The sequence below is a fragment of the Pristimantibacillus sp. PTI5 genome, assembly GCF_048572955.1.
GTDB lineage: Bacteria > Bacillota > Bacilli > Paenibacillales > Paenibacillaceae > Pristimantibacillus.
Genome location: NZ_CP183886.1, coordinates 838,749 through 863,509 on the forward strand (window position 1 = coordinate 838,749; position 24,761 = coordinate 863,509).

The 24,761-nt window shown below is 47.4% G+C and carries 25 protein-coding genes, 1 pseudogene and 1 riboswitch; of the genes and pseudogenes, 8 read left to right on the forward strand and 18 right to left on the reverse strand.

All coding sequences use genetic code 11. From position 1 onward, the window contains the following. Positions 1-29: 29 nt before the first annotated feature. The 9 genes from ACN6MW_RS03995 to moaA form a co-directional block, all read right to left on the reverse strand. Positions 30-1,103, reverse strand: a complete 1,074-nt coding sequence (locus tag ACN6MW_RS03995; protein WP_419874325.1) for a ThiF family adenylyltransferase — start codon at positions 1,101-1,103, stop codon at positions 30-32. Then, positions 1,096-2,859, reverse strand: a complete 1,764-nt coding sequence (gene thiC, locus ACN6MW_RS04000; RefSeq protein WP_419874326.1) for a phosphomethylpyrimidine synthase ThiC — start codon at positions 2,857-2,859, stop codon at positions 1,096-1,098. Before thiC ends, ACN6MW_RS03995 begins: the two co-directional genes overlap by 8 nt. 330 nt (positions 2,860-3,189) lie before the next feature. Further along, a riboswitch (TPP riboswitch) is annotated at positions 3,190-3,294 on the reverse strand. A 73-nt stretch (positions 3,295-3,367) separates the two neighbouring features. After that, on the reverse strand, positions 3,368-4,525 hold the full coding sequence (locus ACN6MW_RS04005) for a glycosyltransferase family 4 protein (protein WP_419874327.1): 1,158 nt from the start codon (positions 4,523-4,525) through the stop codon (positions 3,368-3,370). An 87-nt stretch (positions 4,526-4,612) separates the two neighbouring features. Further along, positions 4,613-5,644, reverse strand: coding sequence for a sporulation integral membrane protein YtvI (gene ytvI, locus ACN6MW_RS04010; RefSeq protein ID WP_419874328.1), 1,032 nt, complete (start codon positions 5,642-5,644; stop codon positions 4,613-4,615). Between the two features lie 79 nt (positions 5,645-5,723). Further along, positions 5,724-6,863, reverse strand: coding sequence for a radical SAM/CxCxxxxC motif protein YfkAB (gene yfkAB / locus ACN6MW_RS04015; RefSeq protein WP_419874329.1), 1,140 nt, complete (start codon positions 6,861-6,863; stop codon positions 5,724-5,726). 135 nt (positions 6,864-6,998) lie between these two features. Continuing rightward, positions 6,999-8,117, reverse strand: coding sequence for an HD-GYP domain-containing protein (locus ACN6MW_RS04020; RefSeq protein WP_419874330.1), 1,119 nt, complete (start codon positions 8,115-8,117; stop codon positions 6,999-7,001). Between the two features lie 150 nt (positions 8,118-8,267). After that, positions 8,268-9,716, reverse strand: coding sequence for a bifunctional metallophosphatase/5'-nucleotidase (locus ACN6MW_RS04025; protein ID WP_419874331.1), 1,449 nt, complete (start codon positions 9,714-9,716; stop codon positions 8,268-8,270). 41 nt (positions 9,717-9,757) lie between these two features. Continuing rightward, entirely contained in the window at positions 9,758-10,225 is a 468-nt protein-coding gene (locus ACN6MW_RS04030; RefSeq protein WP_419874332.1) for a hypothetical protein, read from the reverse strand. 9 nt (positions 10,226-10,234) lie between these two features. After that, positions 10,235-11,236 (reverse strand): GTP 3',8-cyclase MoaA, encoded by a 1,002-nt coding sequence (gene moaA / locus ACN6MW_RS04035; RefSeq protein WP_419874333.1) that lies wholly within the window; start codon positions 11,234-11,236, stop codon positions 10,235-10,237. 102 nt (positions 11,237-11,338) lie between these two features. On the opposite strand from moaA, the gene ACN6MW_RS04040 reads away from it, so the two are divergent. From ACN6MW_RS04040 to ACN6MW_RS04055, 4 genes are all read left to right on the forward strand, one after another. Beyond that, entirely contained in the window at positions 11,339-12,073 is a 735-nt protein-coding gene (locus ACN6MW_RS04040) for a molybdenum cofactor biosynthesis protein (RefSeq protein WP_419874334.1), read from the forward strand. Positions 12,074-12,120: 47 nt separating this feature from the next. After that, entirely contained in the window at positions 12,121-13,200 is a 1,080-nt protein-coding gene (locus tag ACN6MW_RS04045) for a ThiF family adenylyltransferase (RefSeq protein WP_419874335.1), read from the forward strand. Between the two features lie 92 nt (positions 13,201-13,292). Beyond that, positions 13,293-14,348 (forward strand): HD-GYP domain-containing protein, encoded by a 1,056-nt coding sequence (locus ACN6MW_RS04050; protein ID WP_419874336.1) that lies wholly within the window; start codon positions 13,293-13,295, stop codon positions 14,346-14,348. A 142-nt stretch (positions 14,349-14,490) separates the two neighbouring features. Beyond that, a complete protein-coding gene (locus tag ACN6MW_RS04055) occupies positions 14,491-15,609 on the forward strand; it encodes a hypothetical protein (RefSeq protein ID WP_419874337.1) in 1,119 nt (372 codons plus the stop codon). Positions 15,610-15,833: 224 nt separating this feature from the next. Here the strand turns inward: ACN6MW_RS04055 and ACN6MW_RS04060 are convergent. Both ACN6MW_RS04060 and ACN6MW_RS04065 read right to left on the reverse strand, forming a co-directional pair. Further along, positions 15,834-17,053, reverse strand: a pseudogene (locus ACN6MW_RS04060) (IS256 family transposase). Between the two features lie 63 nt (positions 17,054-17,116). Then, a complete protein-coding gene (locus ACN6MW_RS04065; RefSeq protein ID WP_419874338.1) occupies positions 17,117-17,533 on the reverse strand; it encodes a hypothetical protein in 417 nt (138 codons plus the stop codon). 498 nt (positions 17,534-18,031) lie between these two features. On the opposite strand from ACN6MW_RS04065, the gene ACN6MW_RS04070 reads away from it, so the two are divergent. After that, complete coding sequence (locus ACN6MW_RS04070) at positions 18,032-18,187, forward strand: hypothetical protein (protein WP_419874339.1); 156 nt, start codon at positions 18,032-18,034, stop codon at positions 18,185-18,187. A 134-nt stretch (positions 18,188-18,321) separates the two neighbouring features. Here ACN6MW_RS04070 and ACN6MW_RS04075 read toward each other — a convergent pair whose 3' ends face one another. After that, positions 18,322-18,549, reverse strand: coding sequence for a hypothetical protein (locus ACN6MW_RS04075; protein WP_419874340.1), 228 nt, complete (start codon positions 18,547-18,549; stop codon positions 18,322-18,324). Positions 18,550-18,764: 215 nt separating this feature from the next. Between ACN6MW_RS04075 and ACN6MW_RS04080 the strand changes: the two genes are divergently transcribed. Both ACN6MW_RS04080 and ACN6MW_RS04085 read left to right on the forward strand, forming a co-directional pair. Then, on the forward strand, positions 18,765-19,127 hold the full coding sequence (locus ACN6MW_RS04080; RefSeq protein ID WP_419874341.1) for a hypothetical protein: 363 nt from the start codon (positions 18,765-18,767) through the stop codon (positions 19,125-19,127). Between the two features lie 264 nt (positions 19,128-19,391). Further along, the gene (locus ACN6MW_RS04085) at positions 19,392-19,790 is read left to right on the forward strand and encodes a ferritin-like domain-containing protein (protein WP_419876269.1); all 399 of its coding nucleotides are present in this window, start codon (positions 19,392-19,394) and stop codon (positions 19,788-19,790) included. Positions 19,791-19,897: 107 nt separating this feature from the next. Here the strand turns inward: ACN6MW_RS04085 and ACN6MW_RS04090 are convergent, their stop codons facing one another. The 5 genes from ACN6MW_RS04090 to ACN6MW_RS04110 all read right to left on the reverse strand — a co-directional run bounded on the left by ACN6MW_RS04090 (position 19,898) and on the right by ACN6MW_RS04110 (position 22,635). Next, the gene (locus ACN6MW_RS04090; protein ID WP_419874342.1) at positions 19,898-20,098 is read right to left on the reverse strand and encodes a hypothetical protein; all 201 of its coding nucleotides are present in this window, start codon (positions 20,096-20,098) and stop codon (positions 19,898-19,900) included. A 15-nt stretch (positions 20,099-20,113) separates the two neighbouring features. Next, positions 20,114-20,524: a hypothetical protein gene (locus ACN6MW_RS04095; protein WP_419874343.1), complete on the reverse strand. Its 411-nt coding sequence runs from the start codon at positions 20,522-20,524 to the stop codon at positions 20,114-20,116. 243 nt (positions 20,525-20,767) lie between these two features. Then, positions 20,768-21,040: a hypothetical protein gene (locus tag ACN6MW_RS04100; RefSeq protein WP_419874344.1), complete on the reverse strand. Its 273-nt coding sequence runs from the start codon at positions 21,038-21,040 to the stop codon at positions 20,768-20,770. Then, the gene (locus ACN6MW_RS04105; RefSeq protein ID WP_419874345.1) at positions 21,012-21,566 is read right to left on the reverse strand and encodes a DUF3102 domain-containing protein; all 555 of its coding nucleotides are present in this window, start codon (positions 21,564-21,566) and stop codon (positions 21,012-21,014) included. Before ACN6MW_RS04105 ends, ACN6MW_RS04100 begins: the two co-directional genes overlap by 29 nt. A gap of 148 nt (positions 21,567-21,714) precedes the next feature. Next, the gene (locus ACN6MW_RS04110) at positions 21,715-22,635 is read right to left on the reverse strand and encodes a PcfJ domain-containing protein (RefSeq protein WP_419874346.1); all 921 of its coding nucleotides are present in this window, start codon (positions 22,633-22,635) and stop codon (positions 21,715-21,717) included. 464 nt (positions 22,636-23,099) lie between these two features. Between ACN6MW_RS04110 and ACN6MW_RS04115 the strand changes: the two genes are divergently transcribed. Beyond that, complete coding sequence (locus tag ACN6MW_RS04115) at positions 23,100-23,282, forward strand: tyrosine-type recombinase/integrase (RefSeq protein ID WP_419874347.1); 183 nt, start codon at positions 23,100-23,102, stop codon at positions 23,280-23,282. A 55-nt stretch (positions 23,283-23,337) separates the two neighbouring features. On the opposite strand, the gene sufB is transcribed toward ACN6MW_RS04115, so the two are convergent. Beyond that, positions 23,338-24,735, reverse strand: coding sequence for a Fe-S cluster assembly protein SufB (gene sufB / locus ACN6MW_RS04120; RefSeq protein ID WP_419874348.1), 1,398 nt, complete (start codon positions 24,733-24,735; stop codon positions 23,338-23,340). Positions 24,736-24,761 lie beyond the last annotated feature (26 nt).

Sequence of the window (24,761 nt, forward strand, 5' to 3'; positions counted from 1 at the left end):
CACGCGCCTCTCTATCATCAAAGCCTGTCTCAGCCTTGCATTAAATATGTTTTGCACAGCTTTATTGCATTCTCGGCATCGCCCGTACCTTGCACGAGCACACGCCCATCCGGAAAGAGAATGAGCTGCTCGCCGCTTGGAAGCTCTGCTTTTACTAAATAGCGATTAACGGTAAGCCGGCATCCCCGTCTGCCTAGCGATTTCTCCAAATCGCCAAGAAGCAGCGGACTGCCTAGCGTCACCTGCACCGTATCTCTCCCGCATAACACGATTGAGCCGATTGCGTCCTCCCCGATTGGATCAGCTTCTTCAGCTATAAGCTCCGCGGTCCGCACACGACCCTGTCCGCAATGCGCACAATGAGAATTTCCTTGCGGCAGAACCGATTCTCTTAGTCTAAACGACCATAAATCAACGCTTAGCCAAGTTCCGCGAATCGCTGTTTGATTGCCGGACAGCCATTTAACGGCTTCTCCTGCCTGCAGAGAGGCAATGAATTCAACGGCTGGCGCAAGCACGCCCACCGTATCGCAGGTGTCTCCCTCGCTGTCTGAATCCTCGGAGCCGATCAAGCAGCGCAGGCATGAGGTCTTGCCGGGTATAAGCACCGCCTGCATGCCTTGTGCGCCGGCTACACCGCCATAAATAAATGGAATGTCTTGTTTAAAGCAAATATCGCTGAGCAGCAGCCTTGTCGCCGCATTGTCCGTTCCGTCCAGCACGAGATTTACGCCCCGCGCCAGCGATTCGATATTCGACGCATTGACATCCGCAACGGCAGCCGAAACGGTTATGCTGCTGTTGATTTTTCTCAGCTTATTGGCCGCTGCGGCTGCCTTTGGCAACACAGCGATCGCATCCTCTTCATCAAACAGCATTTGACGCTGCAGGTTGCTCGGCTCAACAAAGTCCCGGTCAACCAATCTGACCTCGCCAACGCCTGCACGCACCATATGCTGTGCTAGCGATGCGCCGAGCGCGCCGACACCGACAATGAGCACCGTGGCAGCAGCCAGCTTGCGCTGGCCTGCTTCACCGATCGGAGCAAATCTCGTTTGCCGGGAATAGCGGTCCGTCATGGGGAACTCGGCGATATCAGCCATAAATCATACTCCCTGAAGCCTTAAACGCTTCCGACTTTTCCTTCATGCCCGCTTCAATCGCCTCGGTCGTTTCCATTCCGTTCTGCGCCGCATACTCCCTAATATCCTGCGTTATCCGCATGCTGCAAAATTTCGGGCCGCACATTGAGCAGAAGTGGGCTGATTTCGCGGCATCGGCAGGAAGCGTCTCATCGTGGTAGGCCATCGCACGCTCTGGATCAAGCGAGAGATGGAACTGATCGCGCCACCGGAATTCGAAACGCGCCTTGGACAACGCATCATCGCGCAGCTTCGCCCTTGGATGGCCTTTTGCCAGGTCCGCCGCATGGGCAGCGATTTTATACGTAATTACGCCTTCCTTCACATCTTCCTTGTTCGGTAGACCGAGATGCTCCTTCGGCGTTACGTAGCAAAGCATTGCCGTGCCAAACCATCCGATCATCGCGGCGCCGATCGCCGATGTAATATGGTCATAGCCTGGGGCAATGTCCGTCGTAAGCGGTCCGAGCGTATAGAAAGGCGCTTCGTCGCAAACCTCCAGCTGACGGTCCATATTTTCTTTAATAAGATGCATAGGCACATGCCCCGGGCCTTCGATCATGACCTGTACATCATGCTTCCACGCAATTTTTGTCAGCTCTCCCAGCGTATCGAGCTCAGCGAACTGCGCGGCATCGTTGGCATCGGCGATCGATCCTGGCCTTAGTCCGTCGCCAAGCGAGAACGACACGTCGTATGCCTTCATAATTTCACAGATCTCTTCAAAATGCGTATACAGGAAGTTTTCTTTATGGTGAGCCAAGCACCATGCCGCCATGATTGATCCTCCGCGCGATACAATGCCCGTAACGCGCTTCGCCGTAAGCGGTATGTAACGCAGAAGAACGCCTGCGTGAATCGTAAAATAATCAACGCCCTGCTCGGCTTGCTCGATAAGGGTATCGCGGAATACTTCCCAGCAAAGATCCTCCGCTTTGCCGTTAACCTTTTCCAGTGCCTGATAGATAGGCACTGTTCCAACCGGAACCGGCGAGTTGCGGACGATCCATTCTCTAGTCGTATGAATATTTTTTCCCGTGGACAAGTCCATTATGGTATCGGCGCCCCAGCGGGTTGCCCAAGTCATTTTCTCTACTTCCTCTTCAATCGAGGATGCAACGGCGGAATTGCCGATATTCGCATTGATTTTAACGTGAAAATGACGTCCGATAATCATCGGTTCACTCTCAGGATGGTTGATGTTCGTCGGAATGATGGCCCGCCCGGCTGCGATTTCGCTGCGGACGAATTCCGCGCTCATCCCTTCACGGATGGCGATATACTCCATTTCCGATGTAATAATACCCTTGCGCGCATAATGAAGCTGCGTCACGTTTTGTCCGGCTTTTGCCCGCAGCGGCTTTCGTGACAAGCCTGGGAACAGCTCTGCGCCCCGCTCCCTCGCTTTATCCTCCGATATAAACCCGTTATCCTCCGGCTTTATTTCCCGGCCCTCATAGGCCTCGACATCGCCGCGTTCTTGAATCCATTCGTTGCGGAAAGGCGGCAGCCCGCGGCGGACATCCGCCTCATGGCCTTCGTCGGTATAAGGGCCGCTCGCATCATAAACTCTAATGGGCTCATTCGGCGTCTCTTCGCCGTTTCTTCCTGAGCTTGCTTCAAGCGCGATCTCCCTCATTGGTACACGGATGCTTTCCTTCGAGCCCGTCACATAAACCTTACGGCTGCCCGGTAGCGGAGTAGTAATAATTGACATAAAAAAACCTCCCAAGTGGATAAATTAGAATTTCTCCTGGAGGCATACGCAAGCATATAAGAAAGTTTAAAGCACCGCTGCTTCTGCACGCACCGAAAGGCTGCATGAACTGCAATCGCTGGAGCGCGCCAGGCTCCTTCGGAGTCTCCCTTAGGAGAAGCCCCGCAGTCTGCCCAACAAAAAAAACCGCTCCAGTGAAGGAGCGGTCGAAGTGTGTCGTCATGCGAGTGTGACCATACCAAGGAGTCCCCGGGCAGATCCGCTCCGCTAATTCTAGATATCTAGCTGGCAAGCAGCTGATATCCGCAGAGCTTTCACGCGCTGTAGCATAAACGCACAATCCCACTTTCCTACGCTGGCATAACCCAGATCAGGTTCAAAGGGACCAAAGCGTTTCGCTTTATCTCAGCCATGACGGCGCCCCTAGTGGATTTCCTTGTTTGACTATAACGTTTTGCAGAGAAATGTGTCAACCCTCTATTTCCCAAAAGCTTATAAAAGCACCTTGTTACAGGCCGCTTTCCTTAAGCAGCTTCACCCACCGCTCCGCCGTATGCCGCCATGTGAATGTTTGCTCTACCCGCTCGCGGCTTTGGCGGCCCAGCTTCTGTCGAAGCTGTTTATCCCGAAGGAGCTCATTGAGCCTTTCACGCAGCTCACGCTCTATATTGGACTGATTCACCAGATAACCCGTTTCCCCGTTTCGAATAATTTCCTTCATTCCGCCGGCACGCGTCGCTACGACGGGAACGCCGCATGACATCGCCTCTACATTGACAAGCCCGAATGCCTCACGGGCTCCGGAAGGGACGACTACGACATCGGCAACCAGCATCCAGCTTGGAACCTGGGTATAAGGCACATAGGGCACAAATCGGACATGGCCAGGGCATTTACGCCCCAAGCGCTCCAGCTTGCGCGCATAGGCCGTTTTACGGTGCGAGCCGTAAAACGGGCTGCCCACTACGACAACAACAAGCTCAGGATGGCTTTTTGCCAGCTGCGGTACGATGTTGAGCAAATGATGGACGCCTTTAAGCGGAATAAGCCTTCCCATAAAAAGCACGACCTTTTTCCCTCTCAGTCCGCGCTTCTGCCTCAGGCTTTCTCTTTTTCCAGCGCCCTCGGTCGAATATTGCGAAGGAAACCGGTTCGTATCCACTCCTGGATATACAACTCGGAGCTTTGATGCGACCTCGGGTGCTTTGGACACGACGATCCGCCGAAGAAACTCGCTGTTGACAATGATTTTGTCCGCAGCCTGCAAGCATTTATGCAATTGCGAGGATGAAATATAGGGAGATGAAATGAACGTGGAAGAATGCAAATAAAGCCAGACGCTTTTGCCTGGATTCATTCGCTTCATCGTTAGGACAAACTGAGGACGGTTCTCGACATCAATGATTTGAGGCGAATACCGCCGCACAGCGCGTCCTACTTCTTGAATATACCGCTGCTTGTTGCCAGCTCCAAACCGCTCACAAACAACGCCGTTAAACTGTCCCTTCCGGGGCAATCGCCTACTTAATCTTCCAAATATCCGCGGTTCGGCATAAGGCTTCAGCAGCGGAGCAAATTTCTCTATCACCCGTTCTACCGAGCTGCTTCCAGACGACGGGATCGGAAAAGAGCCCGGGGTGACAATCGCCACTTTAGTAGGTGCCATTTATCGAGATGCCTCCTAAATGATCTGCTTTTTTTGCAGTATCATACGCATCCGAACATGGCTTTGACACGGCTCTCCGCCGCCCGTCTAGACCTTGAATTTCATTTGAAATAATCCAGCCTTTCGCGCCGCCATATAAATGATTACGACCAGCGGGCCGATAAATACGCCGATAACGCCGACCAGCTTAAAGCCTACATATAAGCTTATCAGCGCCGACAATGAACCAATGCCGACGGAATCGCCGAGAATCTTCGGCTCAACGATGCGGCGGAATACCGTAATGACGAGAAACAGCACGATAAGCCCTACGCCCATATAGACGTTGCCTGTAAGGATTAAATAGCTTCCCCATGGCACGAGCACCGACCCCGTTCCGAGGATCGGCATAATATCAACGACAATGATAAGCAGCGCAATCGCCAGCGGATATTTAATATCCAGAATCAGAAGGCCGATTAACGAAATAATGTATGTAAGTGCGCTCAAAATAAACTGGGAACGCAAGAAGCCAAAAATGGACTTCTTGAGATTATTCAATAACTCGTTAACCTTCGGCTGCGATTTCTCATCGAACAAAGAAAGCACGGTCGTTTTCATCGTATTCAGGCTGAAGCTCATCATATACACCGCAACCAAAAAGACGATGAAAAAGATGAACATTCCCGGAATGCTGGAAGCGAACGCAATAACCGAATTCGATAAGGTCCCGACCATTTTCGTTAAGGTGCTTGTAAGCCCCATCAACCAATTTTCCAGTGTTTCAATCGTATCGGGCGGGAAGTTCTGGTAAAGCGATTGCGCTTCAATCATCAAATCGTCAACCATGCTGTTGGCATTTTCAAAATAATTAGGCACCTTCTTAAAGAAGGCGATCAGCTCAGCAACGACTTTCACGCCAAGCAGCGCGATGAGACCAATGAGAATGATCGTAAACAGGCTGCTCGAGATCGTGGCGGCCACGAGCCGATTCGTTCGGAATTTTTTCATCAACAGCTGATTGAGCGGCTCGAGAAAAATAGCTACGACAAGCGCCAGCAAAAACGGAGCACCTACCGTAAAACATAAATAGAGCAGCAGCAACCCTACAGCTATAAACACGATTGTCTTGATCGACAACAGCTTCTCCTCCTCTCTCTATTTTTATATGCTTCTTATTGGGCGCTTAAACCTGAGAAAAGAACAGGCTTCCCGTAAGCTAGTCAACCACTGCGCTGCGCTCATGGAAATTGACATCCTTGTAATACATATCTTTCACAAGCAGATTCGGTCCGCAGCATGCCGCGGCAGGGCAATGGCAATTCACGCTTTGGGCGAGGGAGTGGTCTAACCATTTGTCAAACAAATCTTCGAGCTTGGAGTTATAAATACTGCCGAAAGCAGGCACATCCGAAAAGTCCGTTACGAAAACATCGCCCGTAAACAAGTTGACATTTAGACGGTTGCGACCGTCAGGGTCGTTGCGAACCGTCACATTCGGCTCATTCGCTAATTTTCTTAGCAGCTTGCGCTCGGATTCGTTATTGCTGCATTGATAGAAAGGCAGCGTACCGAATAACATCCAGACTGATTGGTCTCTTGCCTTCAGCAGCCTTTCAATCCCTTCAAGCATCTGCTCCCTGGCGAGTATCGGCAAATCCTTGGCAAAGGAGCTTGGGTACATCGGATGCACTTCATGACGCTGACAGCCCATTTCAACGATCAATCTATGAATCTCATCCATTTTGTCATATGTTCTGTAATTGATCATCGATTCTGCGGAGACAAGCACACCCGTCTCGCTAAGCCGACGCGCATTCTCAATCATTCGTTCATACAGCTTAGCTGCGGTTTCAAGCGAAACTTGATGGCCTGCTCTCGCAAAGCCGATTTGGTGGAAATCCTCTGCAGAGGTGTAGTTAAACGAAATATGCATGACGTCCAGGTAGGGAGCGAGCTGCTCATACCGGCTGTAGGGCAGCGTCACATTGGAATTAATTTGGGAGCGGATTCCCCTGCTGCGTGCATATTGAAGCAATGGCAACATATAGTCGCGGACGGTTCGGTCAGAGAAGGAAGGCTCCCCGCCTGTTATGCTGATCGTTTCAAGATGCTCCACTTCGTCCAGCCGGTCCAGCATCTGTTTAAGCGGCAGCTTCGCGGGTTCAGATAATACGAGCGTGTCCCCAACGGCACAATGCTCACATCTCATATTGCATAGGTTGGATACGGTCATTTCAACGCTTGTCAATCGATGTCTTCCATATTGCTGCAGCGAACGAATGGGATCCCACGGATCATTCGTTGGCGAAAGTATGGATAAGGGTCTTCTAGCTTGCTGCAAATCTATCGTGTTCATTTTTTTCAGCACCTGACTTATGATCTGGAATGAAACATTCTTTATTTATTGTAATGCGCGACCGCTAAGGAAGCAAATAAAACGGTGAAAAAAGAAGCAAAAAGGAGCCTCAGCGGCTCCTAAACTCAAAACACTTTAAATACTCGCGGCATGCTGTACTACGTTGGAATCGTCATTCACGCTGACGATCATCATCGTAAGCTGCCTTGACAAGTCAATCTCATACGGCAATTTCAATTCTTCGCCCGCTTCATTATATAGGATGCGAATAATCGGACGATGCGGATAAGAGTGATTCAAGTCGGCTACGACTCCCGATTCTCCCGTTTGCAGCTTAACGGTTATCCCAATTGGATAAATGGCAACCTTGTCGCGAAACAGCTGAAGCATCTGCTGCTCATAAAGCGTTCCCGTCCCGGCATACAGCCGTTCAATCGCATGATGCGGCAGCATCGGCGCGCTATAGATGCGATTCGTCGTCATGGCGTCGTATGAATCGACCAGCCCGATCCATTTGGCATAATCGTGAATCTCATTTCCTTTGATCCCGCGCGGATAACCGCTTCCGTCTATGCGCTCATGATGCTGGAACGCGCAGTGGGCTACGAGAAGCGGAAGGTTAGGCTCATCCTTCAGCAGCTCATAGCCAATTCTGGCATGCTGCTTCATGGCTTCGAATTCTTCTTTCGAGAGGGAGCCCGGCTTTTTCAGCACATCGATCGAAATTTGAGTTTTGCCGATATCATGCAGCAGCGCCCCCATGCCGAGCGTCGTCAGCTCATCCTTCGTATAACCGTTCGACATGCCCAGAAGCGTCGTATACACGCAGACATTCAAGGAATGCTGGAACAAATAATGGTCGACGGAGCTCATCCCCATCAGCATAATCATCGCATCCTTATGGCTGGACAGATCATCGATAATCATGTTCATCATTTGTTTTAACGGCTGCGCTATATAGGGATATGTGGTCCCCTTCTTACGCTTTGGGCGATCCATCATCTCACGGAAATTCGTGCGGATTTCTTTAAGTGCGAGTTGCATCGTCTCTTCGCTTATGATGGAGGGCGGTACAATATCTTCCGTTTTCGGATCGGCTATATAAACATATTGAATTCCGCACTGCTCCAAGCGGGAAATTAGTCTGTCGGTCAGCTCTATGTTTTCGCCAAGAAGGACTAGGCCCTCTTGCGAAAATATTTTTTTGGCCAGCTTCATGCCAGGCCTGCACTTCGCAATTGGAAACAAACGCATTTTCTCGATCCTTCCCCATAAAAAGATATGTTAACTATTACATCGGAAAAAGCCGTTCGTAATGTTAATGTACGGGAAATTGACGAAAATCGCAACCATTTTATACTATTTTTTCGACATGATTTGTCGAGAATATACATATTTTCTTTGTTATATCGATTCGTTTCTCCAGCGCATCTGTCGACTTTCGCTGATTGCTGACGGATCCTGCAGCTGATCTTCGATAACATCCCGTATGAATTCAGGCAAGTAATATTGGTAATGAACCGCTTTGGCCAATGACTCATAGCCGGCTTTGAAGCTGAACATATCAATCGTGCCAAGCTTATACATCCGCTCGTCTTCCAGCGGCTCTCCATTGACGTGAACCTGGGTGAGCTTGCCCATTGGGGGATTGGCGGAATCATAGGTGACGGACAAGCCGTCTACCGCAAGCGTCCCGAGCACGATGCCTCGGAAGCCGTAGCCCTTAATCGGCTTATGGATGAATTCGGGCAGCAGCGCCTGCTCCAGCGCTGTCCGGATTTCCGAGCCGGCAATGGTCATCAGGCACGGATTGATCGGTGACGGACAGAGGGCATGCAGCTCGCCCGCTGTCACGTCCCCCTGCGCGAGGCCGCCGAGCAGCTGCCCCGTATTGACCAAACCGATCTCGGCATTGGTCCAGCGGCGCAAGCCAGCGGCCAGCAGATTGCCGAGCGGTGATTCCCGCTCGGCCCTGGCGGGCAGCGGCGAAGCGAGCCGGGCAACGACCCGGCTCAGGCGCCGCTGTCCCGCCGCCAGATAGCTTCCGATTATGGCGGCAGCTTCAGGATGCTCCGCCAATGCGGCCGTAGGCACGCAGCTTGCGCGGAACACAGGGCGGGCGGTCGTGTCATCGATCCCGATTTCCACCCGCCCGAGATACTCGCCGAATTTTCCGGCTGCGCAAATCGTAGTGCCGCCGATAATGATCGGCTCCTCTAATAAATGATGCGAATGCGCGCCTAAAATGAGATCGATGCCTTCAAGTCTCTCGGCCATCAAGCGATCAGAGGTTAGCCCCAGATGCGACATCACCACCAATACGTCAACCTGCCTCCGCAGTTCGCCTAATTGCCCGCGCACGGCTTCGAAGGGATCGGTAACCTGCCAGCCAAGCAGGGAATAAAAGTCAGTAAACGGCGCCGTTACGCCGATTAAGCCGATTCGCAGTCCGTTTTTGTCAACGATGGTGCTCTGCAGCAGCCATTCAGGAGGCTCCCCCGTTGCCGAATCCAACATATTCGCGCATACGATCGCAAATTTAGCACGGTTCACATAAGCATCGGCTATGGTTTGGGACGAATAGGTAAGTCCCTCATTATTCCCAAGCGTAATGACCTCGTATCCCGCGTTATTCAACAATTCTACATTTACAACGCCGTCGCTGCCTTCCGTTTCAACACGCATCCGGTCCATGTGGTCGCCGCAGTCTACGGCAAGCACCAAGTCGCTTCCGCAAGTGCGCCGCTCCTCCGCGATAAGCGTTGCGATCTGGGCGGCATGCTCAAGACGACTATGTATATCGTTGCTATGAAGAAGAACCACCCGTGTTCGAAAGCTGTCCGTCAAATTCATGCACGCCTCCTTATTCCGTATTGCCAGCGCAGCAAGCCACTCTATTTGTTTTTACGCAATTCTTCAGCAGAAAATGTATGTTTAAATCCGTAAGTCGCTTCCTCGGCCCCGCTCGCTGCATTTTGCCCAATCTTAAGCTTGACGATGCTCTTCACATTCAAGCATTTGCTGCTCCCGTTCGGCACGTAAAGCCGAATTGGCCCGGTCTTTTGCAGCGGTTCACCATCTAGCTTGTAAAGCACGGCCGCCTCGCCGAGCTGCTCCCAGGGAATGGATGCCTCGAAGGTATCTGCCGCTTCTACTATCAGCTGGGAGGGCGCAGGAACGGCTTCCGCGCCGCCGACCTTCTCCAGCCAGGCCGAATACCATCGCTGCCAATCAAAAGCATCCCCGACCGCGCCAGGAACTCTCTGGGCGATGGGGAAGCTTTTACCTGCCAGCATAGCCATCTCTTCCGGGCTCGTTGCGAAAGAGCCCAGTTTGAAATGTTCGATCTTAATTTCATTCATCTTTTGTCGTCAGCCTCCTATTTGGGACATGCGCCGCTCCGTAGGGACGTGGGTTTGCGCGCCGTCTGCCAGCTTAGCCGCCATCTCATGATTTTCCGGCTTAATGTCCATCGCTCGAAGCAGCAGACGCTGCATTTCTTCCGGCTGCCCAAAAGCATCCTTCACATTTAACTCATCTACCCAGTACAGACACGGCTTGATCGATCCGTCCGCCGTTAAGCGCAGCCGGTTGCAATTGCTGCAGAAGTGATCGCTTATCGGATGAATAAGCCCGAACGATCCGCGGGCACCTTTCATCTGCCAATCATCGGACGGCCCGTTGCCATGCACATTTGTTCTCCGGCTAATCTCGTAGCCTTCCCGCTCTGCAACTTCAAGCACCCGGGTTAACGGCAAATAGTGCTTTTTCCAATTTTCGTCCGCATGCCCGATCGGCATATATTCGATAAATCTGACATGCATAGGCTGATCGTAGGCCAGCTTTAAAAAATCGGCAATTTCGTCCTCGTTCACTTCTTTGAGCAGCACGCAGTTCAGCTTAATCGGATCGAACCCGACGGCCGCCGCCGCTTCGATTCCTTCCATTACACGCTTTAATTCTCCGCGCCGCGCGATAAACCTAAATCTGGAGGAATCCAGCGTATCCAGGCTTATGTTTACGCGGTTCAAGCCCGCTGCTTTTAGCGCCTCGGCTTGCTTGGCCAGAAAAATGCCGTTTGTCGTCAATGCTATATCTCGAATCCCTTCAATAGCGGATAATCTACTAATTAATCCGTCGAGTCCCGGCCGAATAAGGGGTTCGCCGCCCGTGATGCGCAGCTTAGTGATTCCGAGAGCCGCACCGGCTTCAACGACTTCGACAATTTGATCGTATGTCATCAAATTTTCGGATTCCGTGAAGTCCATTCCTTCCTCAGGCATGCAATACAAACATCGCAAATTACACCGATCCGTCACTGAAATTCGTAAATAATCGTGTACCCGTCCAAAACGATCCGTCAATGTAGGCATGAATCTCACTCCCTTTCTGTCTATGTATTAGCATAACATTTTTTTTTGAATTATGATATTCTATAAACAGCTTTAAGCCTAAATGATGAGAGGTTTTATACCATGACATGTAATTGGTCTATTAAACTATTTGCCGGTCTTCCCGAGCGGCTGGGAGCCCCTTCCATAAATTTGCAAGCCGATACCGATCAAATGAGCGTCGCTGAATTGAAAGCCGTTATCTCTTCCCGGTACCCGGACCACAAGGCATTGATTCAAATCGCGTTTATCGCGCGAAACCATGCTTACGCAGCCGAGGATGCGATTGTTCATGCATCAGACGAACTTGCGCTGCTTCCTCCCGTTTCCGGCGGCGAGGAACCTTCTCCGCCTGTTCAAGAGCTGGTGGAGCGCTTCGTGATTACCTCCGATGTTATTAGCTCGGATGAAGTGCTTGCAAAAGTAATCGTACCCGAGCACGGAGCCGCCATTTCGTTTGTCGGCACGACGCGCGAATGGACGCATGGACAGCGTACGGTTAGGTTGGAATACGAGGCCTACGCGCCAATGGCAGTTATTATGATGCGTCAAATCGGCGATGAAATCTCCGAGCGCTGGCCCAATGCGTTGTGCGCGATCAGCCACCGGATCGGCGTTGTCGGCCTGGCTGAGATTAGCGTCGTTATCGCCGTATCCGCTCCTCACCGTGACAGCTGCTATGAGGCCAGCAGATACGCAATCGAACGCCTCAAACAAATCGTACCTATCTGGAAGAAAGAAATATGGGAAGACGGCTCGGAATGGAAAGGACATCAGCTTGGACCTTGGAATCCAACGGGGCAGCTGTCTGAATTTTAAAGATCCGATTGATCCCATTTACCATGCTTCGAAGGAGAACTTTAAAGATGAACCAAAACGATAAACATGCAATCGATTCTCCAGTACAAGATCTTCATCGTTCGGCACGTTATGCGAGACAATCCAGATTTGCTCCAATTGGGGAGAGCGGCCAGCAGCGTCTTGCAAGCAGCCGCGCCGCAGTCGTCGGCATGGGGGCGCTCGGCTCCGTCATCGCCCAGCATCTTGTGCGGTCGGGCGTCGGATACGTACGGATCATTGACCGCGATATTATTGAATGGAGCAATCTGCAAAGGCAAATGCTGTATACCGAGCAGGATGTCCTCTCTCTGCTGCCAAAGGCTCAGGCTGCCGCGGTTCATTTGCGTGAAATGAACAGTACGGTAACGATCGATCCGATTATTGCCGACTTATCGGCTTCAAATGCGGAGGATTTACTTGCAGGCGTAGACGTCATTATTGACGGCAGCGATAATTTCTCTGTTCGTTACCTAATTAATGATTATAGTGTGATGCACAATATTCCTTGGATTTATGGCGGAGCCGTAGGAGCTTCCGGCATGACTTTGACGATCATTCCAGACCAAACCCCCTGCTACCGCTGCTTATTTAATGAGCCTCCACCGCCGGGCACGACCGATACATGCGAGACGGCAGGCGTGATATCGCCAATTATCGATATCGTAGGCTCAATCCAGTCTGCGGAGGCGATTAAGCTGCTTTCCGGCAACGCGGCGGCTCTTCACGACACGTTGTTTCAAATCGATCTCTGGAACCATGCTTGGCTGCCGGTTGCCGTTGCGAATGCAAAAAGAAGCGATTGTCCGTGCTGCGGCAGGCAGCTTTTCGAATTTTTGGATGAACGCGTAACGGATGCCTCGGCAGCCACCCTTTGCGGCAGAAACTCCGTGCAGATTACGCCCGGCCAACCTGCTGATCTCAATTTGAATGAGCTTGCCCAAAGACTGCGTTCCGTTGGTCCCATAACGTCAAATCGTTTCTTGCTGCGGATCGAGTTAAGCACTGAACTGACCTTTGTCCTATTCAGTGATGGTCGTGCTATCGTACAAGGTACCGATGAATTGACAAAAGCAAGGTCAATTTATGCTGAAATTTTAGGTAATTAGTCGTTTTTATAATATCCTCTTATTGCCAATCCGATCATTCATTGCTACTATTGTAGGTATATATCGCTACTACAATCAATTGGGGTGTCTTGATGAGGGTTCATGTTACAGACTTAATAGATGGAGACCGGCTAAGCAACGATACGTTTAATGAATACGGGCTTCACGTACTCTCCAAAGGAACAGTTCTCAATAGCCAAGAAATATCAAGATTATTTCAACATCGGGTTGATTATGTCGATATCGATCAAAGAGTTTCCGAGACTTCCGAGGGACGGACGCTTGAATCGACTATAAATCCAAGATGGCTTCCTACTGTACAGCCCCTTTACGAAAACGCTGTCAAAAACTTTGAAGGACTGTTCACGCAAGCATCCACACAAGGCAAAATCGACGTTAACGAGGTATCGCAAATGTTCCAGCCTCTGCTTAACAATCTTCAGCTAGAGCGCGACGTCGTATCGATGCTTCTTTTACTTAATACACAGGATGAGTACACCTATCAGCATTCCGTGCAAGTAGGCATGCTCTCCTACTACCTTGCAACTTGGGTCGGTTATACGAACGAAGATGCGGTACAAGTTGGTAAAGCCGGTTTTCTTCACGATATCGGAAAATGCCGAATCGATGAACAGATCTTAAATAAGCCAGGCAAGCTTACTTCTGAAGAATACGAAGAAGTGAAGAAGCACACGATATATGGCCACGAAATTATTTCCAAAGCATTCGATGAGCCCTTTATCGCTTTTGGAGCACTTCAGCATCATGAACGGAATGACGGATCGGGTTACCCTCATGGTCTCACCGGAGAAGCAATACACCCCGTATCCAAAATCATTGCCGTCGTTGATATTTACAGCGCGATGATTTCGCAGCGCGTTTATCAGCAAAAACGTGATTTGCTTTTCGTTCTAAAGGAGTTATATAGACTAAGCTTCAAGGAACTTGATCCCTATACGGCCCATACGTTTATTAAACACATGATGCCAAATTTCATCGGCAAACAGGTTGAGCTAGTGAGCGGCGAAAGCGGAATCATCGTGATGACGCATCCGACAGAGTTTTTCCGTCCGCTTATCCAAATCGGAGATAAATTCATCGATATGGCCGTTGAACGCGAATACGAAATCAAGCAAGTACTTTTATAGAAATAATTCAAAAAACTCAATCGCGATAATAACGCGGTTGAGTTTTTTGTCTTTGACTCTCTCAGCAACATATAGCAATGGAATATCGTCAAGACAGTAAGGGATACCAGCGGTACCCAAAACCGTCTTGAGGTGAACGTATGTGAAGAGCATGATTTTGATTTTATCCGCCGCTGCAATGCTTACTGGATGTCGTACGGAATCATCCACTGCCCAAATAGCTAATCCAAGCCACGTACCAAGTATGCATGTCGTTTCGCCGCCTGCCGATCTTGACGGCGAAAAAGTCATCGTCTATCACTTGGAAGACAACAGCGAGCAGCCTGGTGAAACCATTTCGAATGCGTTGAAGCTCACCGATACTGATTTAATCAATGTATTTAAATTAGCCTTTCGGGACGCCCAGCCTATAAATGGCATTGTGAAAGGATTGCCCCCCTCCTATAAGGTCGTTATTAACAAAGACGAATATGACTTATGGATTGGTGAAGGAAAAACAGCCATCATTGCTCACGCGGGAGACAGTCATACGCTGTATAGGCTATCCGCATCCGCCACTTTTAAGCTCAAAGAAATCGTAACTTGGTCAGAAGCTCAAAAGCCCGTACAGGGACTCGTTATGGACAAAGAAATTATTGGAGATTCGCTTCGCGTTTTAGTTGCTATCAATTGGACTGGCCGTACTCATAATAATCTTACAATGGATGATATTTTCAAGGATTCCAATAAAGCGAATGAACTTGCATGGTATACCGTAGACCAAGAGTTTTATGTCCAAGCCTGCATTGGGCAGCATGTTTCTATTATTGCGGCAGCTGAGCAGTTGGAGTCTAAGCCGCCGATCCGATTCTCGATCACGGCGCGTCTGCTTGAGCCGCGCCTGGATAAATCCAGCTTTTACTTAAAGCTCGTAGAGGAAGAACTGATCAGGCAGCAATTGCTCCTCAAGCCTATTCGTCATGAGAATGAATGGGTTCTGACAGGTGTTACACCAAGCAGGTATACGGTTGGCCCTATGAAAAACGAAAACAAGCCTGCGAGCCTTGAGCAGCTCTCCGTTTACATTTTCGAATCTGAGAAGCAGCTTGAAGCCGGTCTCGAGGATTTCCACAAGCAAACCGCTTTAATGGATTTGGTTTACCCGCGTATCTATAAAATCAACAATGTCATGTTATTCTACTGGGCCCGCAGCGACATGGATAAGCAAGCGATATTAGGTCCATTCTTCGCTAAAGCTGCTGGGCAGCTGTTGTTAAAATAAACAAATTTGCACAGAAAAAAGCCCCTTTACAGGGGCTTTTTCTTGTTGGCAGGCGGTTATTAACCGATACTGCCTTCCATTTCGACTATCACAATACGAAAGAAGTGTATTTTAGTGCATATATAATAGAAGAAACACGGTTTATGATGGTTAAAATTGGGTCTGTCAATAATTTTGTGTAAACTCAATTAGATGGTGTTCCCCCGGAGGGGGAAATCACCCCTTCAACGTAAATGTTGCCCTACCCGATCGGGAAAAAAGACGGACAGTTGAAGCAGCATTTGTCCCTAGTTTTGAACACGGCCCGTCCATTTACGAACGACGTCCATCGTAGACAGATATAGCATCTTGAGAAGGGCCTCATCGGAGGGAAAGATACTTTTTCCTTTCGTCACTTTGCGAAGCTGACGATGGTAGCTCTCGATGATGTTGGTTGTGTAGATTAGCTTGCGAATCTCAGGAGGATACTTGAAAAAGGTCGCCAACTCTTCCCAATTATTACGCCAGGAACGGATAATGAGTGGGTATTTCGTGCCCCAGATTTTTTCGAAACGGTCGAGCTCTGTTAGGGCTGCTTCTTCCGTTGTTGCTTTGTAAATGGGCTTAGGTCGGCTGTCACTTTCTTGAGATCCTTGTAAGAAACATATCGAGTAGAGTTGCGAATTTGATGGATAACACACTTCTGAATCTCGGTCTGTGGGTAGCAGGCGGAAATAGCCTGAGAGAAGCCCGTCAGGTTGTCTACACAGGTGATGAGGATATCTTGAACACCGCGGTTTTTCAGCTCATTCAGCACGCTCAGCCAGAATTTGGCGGACTCGTTCTCTCCGATCCACATGCCGAGAACATCCTTGTTGCCGTCTAAATCGATGCCAATTACCTTGTACGCAGCTTTGTTCACGATGGCCCCATCTTGCTTCACTTTGAAATGGATGGCATCCAAAAAGACGACCGCGTACACGCCCTGTAGCGGCCGGCTCTGCCACTCTTTAATAAGGGGGACGATCTTGTTGGTCACATTTGAAATGAGGGTTGGGGATACGTCAATCCCGTAAACGTTGGCCAAGTGGTCTTGAATATCTCGCGTACTAACGCCTTTGGCTTAGAGAGCTACGATTTGGTCTTCAATGCCGGTCACATTCGACTGGTGCTTCTTCACGACTAAGGGTTCAAACTCCCCATGACGGTCACGAGAAATAACAATCTCCTGATCCCCATATTCACTGGTAACCGTTTTACGGCTCTTTCCGTTTCGACTGTTTGTCGTTTGTTAGCTCTTCACATCGTGCTTGTCGTAACCTAAATGTGTGTCCATTTCTGCTTCCAACATCTCTTGAATCGTCTCGGCAAACAGATCTTTTAGAGCATTTTGTGCATCTTGTGCCGTTACCAGTTTGTTCTCCTTGATAAACTGACGTAGCTGTTCCTTGGTCCATAATCCCATATGTGATCCCCAACCTTTCTATTATCTCTATTTTAATAGAGTTTGGAGTTTACACATAATATTTTACAGACTCCTGCCTTGGGCTTGAAAATCTTTTGTAGATACCCGCATTTTATACCAACCATGAAACGTTACATTGTCAGTCGCTTGTATAGGAAGATAGCAGTAAAAATAGTTCGTGCTGTCGTTATAAAACGCGAGGCGTAAATTATTCATTTTCAGCCGGTCGGAGATTTTGAAGACAAACTCCACGGTCTCAATATCTGACATGTTTACGTTCAAACCAGTCTTTTGAATTTGAGCATTACTTCCTGCAGAAGTAACTGAGAGTAAAATGGATTGATTTTTGTCTGAATAAAAAGAACTAGCAACGTTCTCCGCAGTCCCCGATGAGACGGTCCAGCCCGTAGCTGTGTTGCATTCTTCAACCACTTTCCCATTATTGACAATTAAGTTCTTCGGGCTTGGATTTCTCGGCACTCAATTTATCCCCCTAATTGTAAGGCGTGACTTTAGCAGTCAACGTCCCGTCAGTGGTTCGCGTTGCTTTAGTTGCAGATATTTGACACCGATATTTATAAACTCGTAAATATATGATCCGTCTTCCTATAGGATCTTCTATGATATATGCTTGCCCTTTTTTTAAATAAATGCTCACTTTAACCGGCAATTGCCCGTATTCTGTATCAATACAATAACGTTCTGACATCTGAGAATTAGGAGCAACAACCATACTCAAACATTTTGTTGTCATGCCCGATCTAATTAGGGGTGTTAGTGCTCTGTCGATCATTTGCCAAGCTGCAGGACCAATCAACATTAATCCCTCCATGTAATTCAATAATCACATACATCCCTTGCTTATACCCCTTAATGACAATTGGAAATGGTCATTTGCCTCCAAGGAAAATACCCAATCAAGTACTAACACCTGCACATAACCTAAAGAGTACTCAAAACACAGGAGGTGCATGATTGATGTCTGGATTCGTTGGTGGTGCTAATCACAGCATTGGTTTTATTTTGGTACTGTTCATTTTGTTGGTTATTATAGCGTGTAGTTGTGGTATTGGCAGTTTCGGCGGCGGCTGCGGTAATGTCGGCGGTGTCGGAGGCTACGGTAAAGGCTACTAATATACGTTACACCGCATGCCTCTATGAATGCAGAATATAAGCAATCCCTCCAAATAGCTCCTCCAAAAAGGCCCATTCTATGGGTCTTTTGCGTTCTAATAAACCTCCAATGTTCCTCTGTATTCAAATGGTGTTCATCCCCAGTGACCGTAACGCTTCAAAATCTCGATTACTTCGTCTGCATAAGACTCATCGGTATTGACGACAAGATATATGTTCCGTGGATTCTTTCCAGTCTCGCGACGATTATCCTCGATCGATTCGGCAATATGTCCGAGAGCCACCTTTTCTTGATGTGTGAGCACCTCTACATCCTCACCTATGAAAACCACAAATTTATTCGCCATGCCCTCCGTATTCATTCAAATTAATTCTCTTACCCTTCATAACTTGTAGTCTAGTTCTACGATCTCTATTTATAAATGAGCTTGAGACTATAACATTTGATAGATTCGCTACATACCATATAAAGATTTATAAAGAAAGGAGTTGATTCACATGCCAGGTCCACGTTCAATGGGTAACCGATCGGGAAACCGCAGTCACGGTTCACAAGGTAACCGCAGTCACGGTTCGCATGGAAACCGCAGTCACGGTTCGCAAGGTAACCGCAGTCACGGTTCGCATGGAAACCGCAGTCACGGTTCGCATGGAAACCGCAGTCACGGTTCGCATGGAAACCGCAGTCACGGTTCGCATGGAAACCGCAGTCACGGTTCGCATGGAAACCGCAGTCACGGTTCGCATGGAAACCGCAGTCACGGTTCGCATGGAAACCGCAGTCACGGTTCGCATGGAAACCGCAGTCACGGTTCGCAAGGTAACCGCTGCTAAATTTATTGAAGCTATTCCGAGATTGTCGAGTCTTTTCTCGACAATCTTAACTACATATTCCGCTTCCGTTCCTCATGTATTTCTGTATTCAGCGATGTTCCTCTAGAGTAGCCCACTCCCACTGTTAAGTGACTGCATATGATGGGTTTGAGCCTAATTTTAAGGAGTGAGTCTTTTGAATAAAATAAGTAATAGATTAGCATGGCAACATCATTTGAAGCTGGCTTCAACTTTCAAAATGCTTGCTGATAAATATGAATATATGGACCATCCATTGCATCTCTACTATGGCGGCGAATACCGCAAACACTTAAATGAAGTTGAAAAACATTTTCTTGCGTTAAATCAGACACAAAATCCGTCTGAAGAGATGATGTTTATTGATATTGGAGATTTATCAAAAGCTTTAAATGGAGAATATTCTGCCATTTACTGCTATGAACAATTAGCAAATCAAGCTCCAACTGCTGATATTAAAAATAAAATACTCGAAATAAGAAATGATGAAATTAGACATTTTAACATGTTTTCGCAAATCTACACATGGTTAACTGGAAAACAACCAACTCCAGAAAGAACAGAAGAATGTCAAACGGATTTTCAAAAAGGACTATCCGCTGCATTTAATGCTGAGCAAGAAACTGTTGATTTTTATCATGAGCTAGCAAGAAAAACAGATAATCCGGTTATTAAAGAATCGTTTACACAAGCAGCAGCAGATGAACAAAATCATGCAGTTTGGTTTTTGTATTTTATGAATCACCACTAATTAATTTATTAGAAGCCGATTTTTTATTTAGGCTTTTCTTATTACATAGTTTGGTATCTAATATACAATCCCTTGTTCCGCTTGCTCCTTCTTAAGTTCCTCCGTATTCATTTTGTTTCACGCCGCCTTTTTCGCTCGAAGTAATCTGCTGCATTACTCGCATGATCGTAAACAGAACCAGCAAGAAATTTTAAAGCTTCATCTTCCCCACGAGTTTCTTTGAAAAATTTAAAATCCTCCAAAGCTTGCTCAATCGTTGACTGTTTAAATTCTTCTTCCGTTGCACATTCACCAAGTCTCTTTCGCATATGATCACCACCTATTCATTGAATTGCATCACGCCTGGCCACAATCTCTTTAATCATATGACCATTACCTTTTTGAAGTTGTCCGTCCTCTAATCGGCGAACCGTGTAACGCCAACTTGATGCAACCAATTCCTTATTGATAATGACACCTTCAACGAGCTTGCGGCCATCGCGAATATATCCACCAAGAAGAAGATTTTCTTTCAGTTTCGGTACCCGGACGATATCTCCAACAGCTGCAGCATCACACATGTAACAAATATCCGCGCTTCTCTTGATGACCTCTTTCTTAAGTAATCCCTTTTGCTTGACTGGCATTTTTGAAGCATAGTATGCATAATCCGATAATCGGACTGATCGTAAGGCTGTATCGAACTTCCCTCCATTGTCTGCACATTCAAATGCAAGGATCTCAATAAGGGCCAATCGATTCCTCCACTTGAATTCGATTGCTCAGCTCTTCTTGCTCCAGATCTTCATCCAAAACAATGGTCGGGCGTACCAGACTTTTATCTTGTTGATAAAAGAAAAAGATAAACATGATTAAAGCTGAGCTATCATTTTATTAATCATTGCAGTTGCCGCACCCTTGCATTTCACTTGCTCGTCAACCGTCATGCTTGCCAGCGAGGCAAACAACTCTTGAAAGCTCTTGCCTAGTGCTTCGAATCATATTTTGAATTCAGCATTTGCTTGTTTGCTTACTTTCGTTCTTAATTCCGCAAGCTCAATTTCGATAGCCTCAGGCACTTTCTCGATTGTCACTGTGGCCGGCACTTCGATCGGTTTCTTTTTAAGATCCGCTTCAAGTTGTTTGATCTCTTTAAGCTTGTCCGCTAATTCATTTTCAGATTTGGACAATGCTTCCTGCAGGCGCGCTGCTTCTCCATCGTCACCCGTTGCATGAGCCTCTTCAATTTTGCCTTTTGTAATTCTCTGCAAGCTCATAATGGTTTTGATTTTGCTTCTCCATTTCGGCTAAACTTTTAGATAGCTTCTCGCGTTCAAGTCTTTCCTGATCGGCAAGAGCTCGGCTTTCTCTAAGCTTCTTTTCAAGTTCCTTTTTTTCCTTAATCATTTTCTGTAGCTCACGAGAGGACATGTCCTCAACCTTGTTTTCCTCGACGAATTGTTCCCGTTCCTCGGCCGAAAGTGCAAGCAGTGCTACAGCTTGCGTATATGACAAATTACCAATCGCTTGGGATTTTGCATTGTCTCCAAAAAGTGTTAGCTGATCCCACCCATACTCTTCAAATATCTTCATAAGATTATTTGCGGTTGAATGACTGTATTGAACCGTATCTTCAAGCCACCCACCCCACTCGCCATGTGGAAGCATCAATTTAGCTTCCGTAAGCCTACGCCCAATCTCGATACTGGATTGAAGCATGATCTGCCTGGTCTGATCCTTAATCGAGTTAATTTCAGCTGCAATGATAAGCGTTGTTCTTGTAGTTAATTGCGTCACACCGCTACCTCCTGCCGTTCAATCGGCTGCTCTATTTGGGCTTTCGTATTAATCTTACGACTCATTTTTGCAAGTCTTGCCTTATTACGAATGAAATATCCATCTTTTTCGTAGCTATATTTCATGAGCTCATCAGCACGGTTATTTATCAAAACGTTAGCTTTTCATCCTTTTTGATCTTTATCTTAGCCATCGTTTTTTGATGAGCAGCATGCAGGTCATTTGGAAATAAAATATGCTCTTGCTTCAGATCAAGGCCGAGCTCGTGGCAATCTTTTATATAATCTCTCCAGTCGTACATCACGTTGTTGGCATTGCCATACCATTTTTTCTTTCCTTCTCTGACAAGCTGCTTAAGAAAATACCGGATAATCGTTTCAAATGGAGCATATGAAGTGAGCTTATTAATATCGCTCAGCCTGTACGATTCCGAAAAATCATTTACTAAGTGCGCCTGTATGAAATCAAGATTAATGCCACGTTTTTTATAAAAATGATAGCTATAAAGTGATCTTACCCCGCCCCTGAATGGCTGCTTGACCCACTCCTTGGCTTTTGCCTTGCTTAATCGGAGTACTTTATCAATAGTCTTGCCTCGCCAATTAATAACTCCTAGGGTTTGGCCGCCAACAAGCTTAGTGGTAACAACAGCCTGCATGCCTAACTTTGTGAGATACTCAACACTTGGATAATTCGCATATAGTTCGAAAAATTTAAGCATGTCGGGACTAGCATCGCCAAAATAAGATTCCCAAGTGCTATATCTAAACGGTGTATTGCTGACAGCTTTTTGAATGTTTTCATGCGATACAGAGCAATCCTTATATTTCATGTCTGTGTAGAACTTTGAAAGCACTGCTTTTTTCTTTGTCCAGTAACCACCGAATGTCAGTTGATACATTTCTGTATTTCCCATTTCAAAGAGGTACATGTAGCTGCAGTTGTAATAGGTCTTCACGTTATGAAAATTCTTTGCATAATCTCTCCTCACTAGAATTCCTCTAGCGATAATTGCATTTGGATTGATTACTGATTTTTCATAATGAACAAAGAAAGCTTCATCTCGCAATTGCGTACGGCCTCTTCCGCTTGCTTTCACTGTGCATTCAGACTTGCAATATTTACAACTGGCGAGAGAACCCTCTTTCAGTTTTCCACTCGTCATGTATTGCTTGTTGCAATGTGTGCAGTATCCAAATTGAATGCAGAGCAGGCGCGACTATTGCAGGCGCTTTGAATGCTGCAGGTTCTCCGACCAGACCGAAATGCCTTAAGACAATCGAAAAGGTCGGATTCTACCGTTCTTCATGAAATTTCACTCCCTTCATCGTGGTTAATCGAACACACTCAATAATTTCGATAACCTCTGATTCAAACATTGGGATCGTTCCGTTTCCACATTTTATAGCCAAAATGCTTGAATAAATAAAAAAAGAATCCGCAGAAAAAATCTACGGATTCAACGATTCGCTTTATGTTTTTGGTGGATTATCACCATATCATTATTCGCACTACTCCAAGCATTATAAAAGGGTGTTCCCAGATCTGCGTATTCACGATCTCCGGCATAGCTATGCATCTTATCTCATAAACAAGGGAGTGGATATCTACCTTGTAAAAGAGCTCTTACGACAAGATGATATTCAGCAAACTGCCAACACATATGGTCATTTATACACTGAAAGAAAGCACGAAGTAATGAGCGTATTTGACTAAACGGTATCATGCAATATTTCGAAACCGAATAGTCCTTGATACGCCTACGTTTTTATTAACCAATGGAGCCTTCCATTTCGAATTTGATCAAACGGTTCATCTCTACCGCGTACTCCATCGGAAGCTCTTTGGTAAATGGCTCAATGAAGCCCATAACGATCATTTGCGTAGCTTCTGCTTCGCTAAGACCACGGCTCATCAAGTAGAACAATTGATCCTCAGAAACCTTCGATACGGTTGCTTCATGCTCAAGCGTGATGTTGTCATTCAGGATTTCGTTATAAGGAATCGTATCCGAAGTCGATTCATTATCAAGAATGAGCGTATCGCATTTGATGTTCGCTTTCGCGCCGTCAGAGTTGCGTCCGAAGGAGGCAAGACCGCGGTACGTTACTTTACCGCCATGTTTACTGATGGATTTCGAAATGATCGTAGAGCTCGTATCTGGCGCAAGGTGAGTCATTTTCGCCCCTGCATCCTGATGCTGGCCTTTACCGGCAACGGCAATGGACAATACCATGCCTTTCGCGCCGCGGCCGCGCAATACGACAGCTGGGTACTTCATTGTCAGCTTGGAGCCGATGTTTCCGTCTACCCACTCCATCGTTGCATTCTCGTCCGCTACTGCGCGTTTCGTAACCAGGTTATAAATATTTGGAGCCCAGTTTTGAATAGTCGTATAACGCACGCGTGCATTTTTCTTAACCAAAATCTCAACTACTGCGCTGTGCAGTGAGTTTGTGCTGTATACCGGAGCCGTACAGCCTTCAACATAGTGAACGGAGCTGTCTTCATCAGCGATTATTAGCGTACGCTCGAATTGACCCATGTTCTCGGAGTTGATACGGAAATAGGCTTGCAATGGAACCTCGCACTTAACGCCCTTAGGAACGTAGATGAAGCTTCCGCCTGACCATACCGCGCTGTTCAAAGCTGCAAATTTATTGTCATTCGGAGGAATAATCGTTCCGAAATATTCTTTCATCAGCTCAGGGTACTCGCGAAGCGCCGTGTCCGTATCCGTGAAGATTACGCCTTGCTTCTCAAGGTCCTCCTGCATGCTGTGGTAAACGACCTCGGACTCGTATTGAGCCGATACGCCGGCAAGAAACTTTTGCTCAGCCTCTGGGATACCCAGCTTGTCAAACGTTTCTTTAATTTCGGAAGGAACCTCTTCCCAAGTCTTGCCTTGCTTATCCGATGCACGAACATAATATTGAATGTCTTCGAAATCGAGCTCATCCATATTGCCGCCCCATTTAGGCATCGGCATTTTGAAAAACTGCGCTAGCGATTTCAAACGGAAATCCAGCATCCACTCAGGCTCGCCTTTAATTTCCGAAATCGTGCGTACGATCTCTTCCGTTAACCCTTTGCCTGATTCGAATACGGCTTTATGCTCGTCACGGAAACCATACTTATAATCTTCCATTTCCGGCATTGATTTAGCCATGGTCATTCACGCTCCTTATTAATCTC

Coding starts and splice junctions, on each gene's coding strand:
- ACN6MW_RS03995 (WP_419874325.1), bottom strand. CDS start 1,103: ATGGCTGATATCGCCGAGTTCCCCATGACGGACCGCTATTCCCGGCAA.
- thiC (WP_419874326.1), bottom strand. CDS start 2,859: ATGTCAATTATTACTACTCCGCTACCGGGCAGCCGTAAGGTTTATGTG.
- ACN6MW_RS04005 (WP_419874327.1), bottom strand. CDS start 4,525: ATGGCACCTACTAAAGTGGCGATTGTCACCCCGGGCTCTTTTCCGATC.
- yfkAB (WP_419874329.1), bottom strand. CDS start 6,863: ATGAACACGATAGATTTGCAGCAAGCTAGAAGACCCTTATCCATACTT.
- ACN6MW_RS04020 (WP_419874330.1), bottom strand. CDS start 8,117: ATGCGTTTGTTTCCAATTGCGAAGTGCAGGCCTGGCATGAAGCTGGCC.
- ACN6MW_RS04025 (WP_419874331.1), bottom strand. CDS start 9,716: ATGAATTTGACGGACAGCTTTCGAACACGGGTGGTTCTTCTTCATAGC.
- ACN6MW_RS04030 (WP_419874332.1), bottom strand. CDS start 10,225: ATGAATGAAATTAAGATCGAACATTTCAAACTGGGCTCTTTCGCAACG.
- moaA (WP_419874333.1), bottom strand. CDS start 11,236: ATGCCTACATTGACGGATCGTTTTGGACGGGTACACGATTATTTACGA.
- ACN6MW_RS04040 (WP_419874334.1), top strand. CDS start 11,339: ATGACATGTAATTGGTCTATTAAACTATTTGCCGGTCTTCCCGAGCGG.
- ACN6MW_RS04045 (WP_419874335.1), top strand. CDS start 12,121: ATGAACCAAAACGATAAACATGCAATCGATTCTCCAGTACAAGATCTT.
- ACN6MW_RS04050 (WP_419874336.1), top strand. CDS start 13,293: ATGAGGGTTCATGTTACAGACTTAATAGATGGAGACCGGCTAAGCAAC.
- ACN6MW_RS04070 (WP_419874339.1), top strand. CDS start 18,032: ATGTCTGGATTCGTTGGTGGTGCTAATCACAGCATTGGTTTTATTTTG.
- ACN6MW_RS04075 (WP_419874340.1), bottom strand. CDS start 18,549: ATGAATACGGAGGGCATGGCGAATAAATTTGTGGTTTTCATAGGTGAG.
- ACN6MW_RS04080 (WP_419874341.1), top strand. CDS start 18,765: ATGGAAACCGCAGTCACGGTTCGCAAGGTAACCGCAGTCACGGTTCGC.
- ACN6MW_RS04085 (WP_419876269.1), top strand. CDS start 19,392: ATGATGTTTATTGATATTGGAGATTTATCAAAAGCTTTAAATGGAGAA.
- ACN6MW_RS04090 (WP_419874342.1), bottom strand. CDS start 20,098: ATGCGAAAGAGACTTGGTGAATGTGCAACGGAAGAAGAATTTAAACAG.
- sufB (WP_419874348.1), bottom strand. CDS start 24,735: ATGGCTAAATCAATGCCGGAAATGGAAGATTATAAGTATGGTTTCCGT.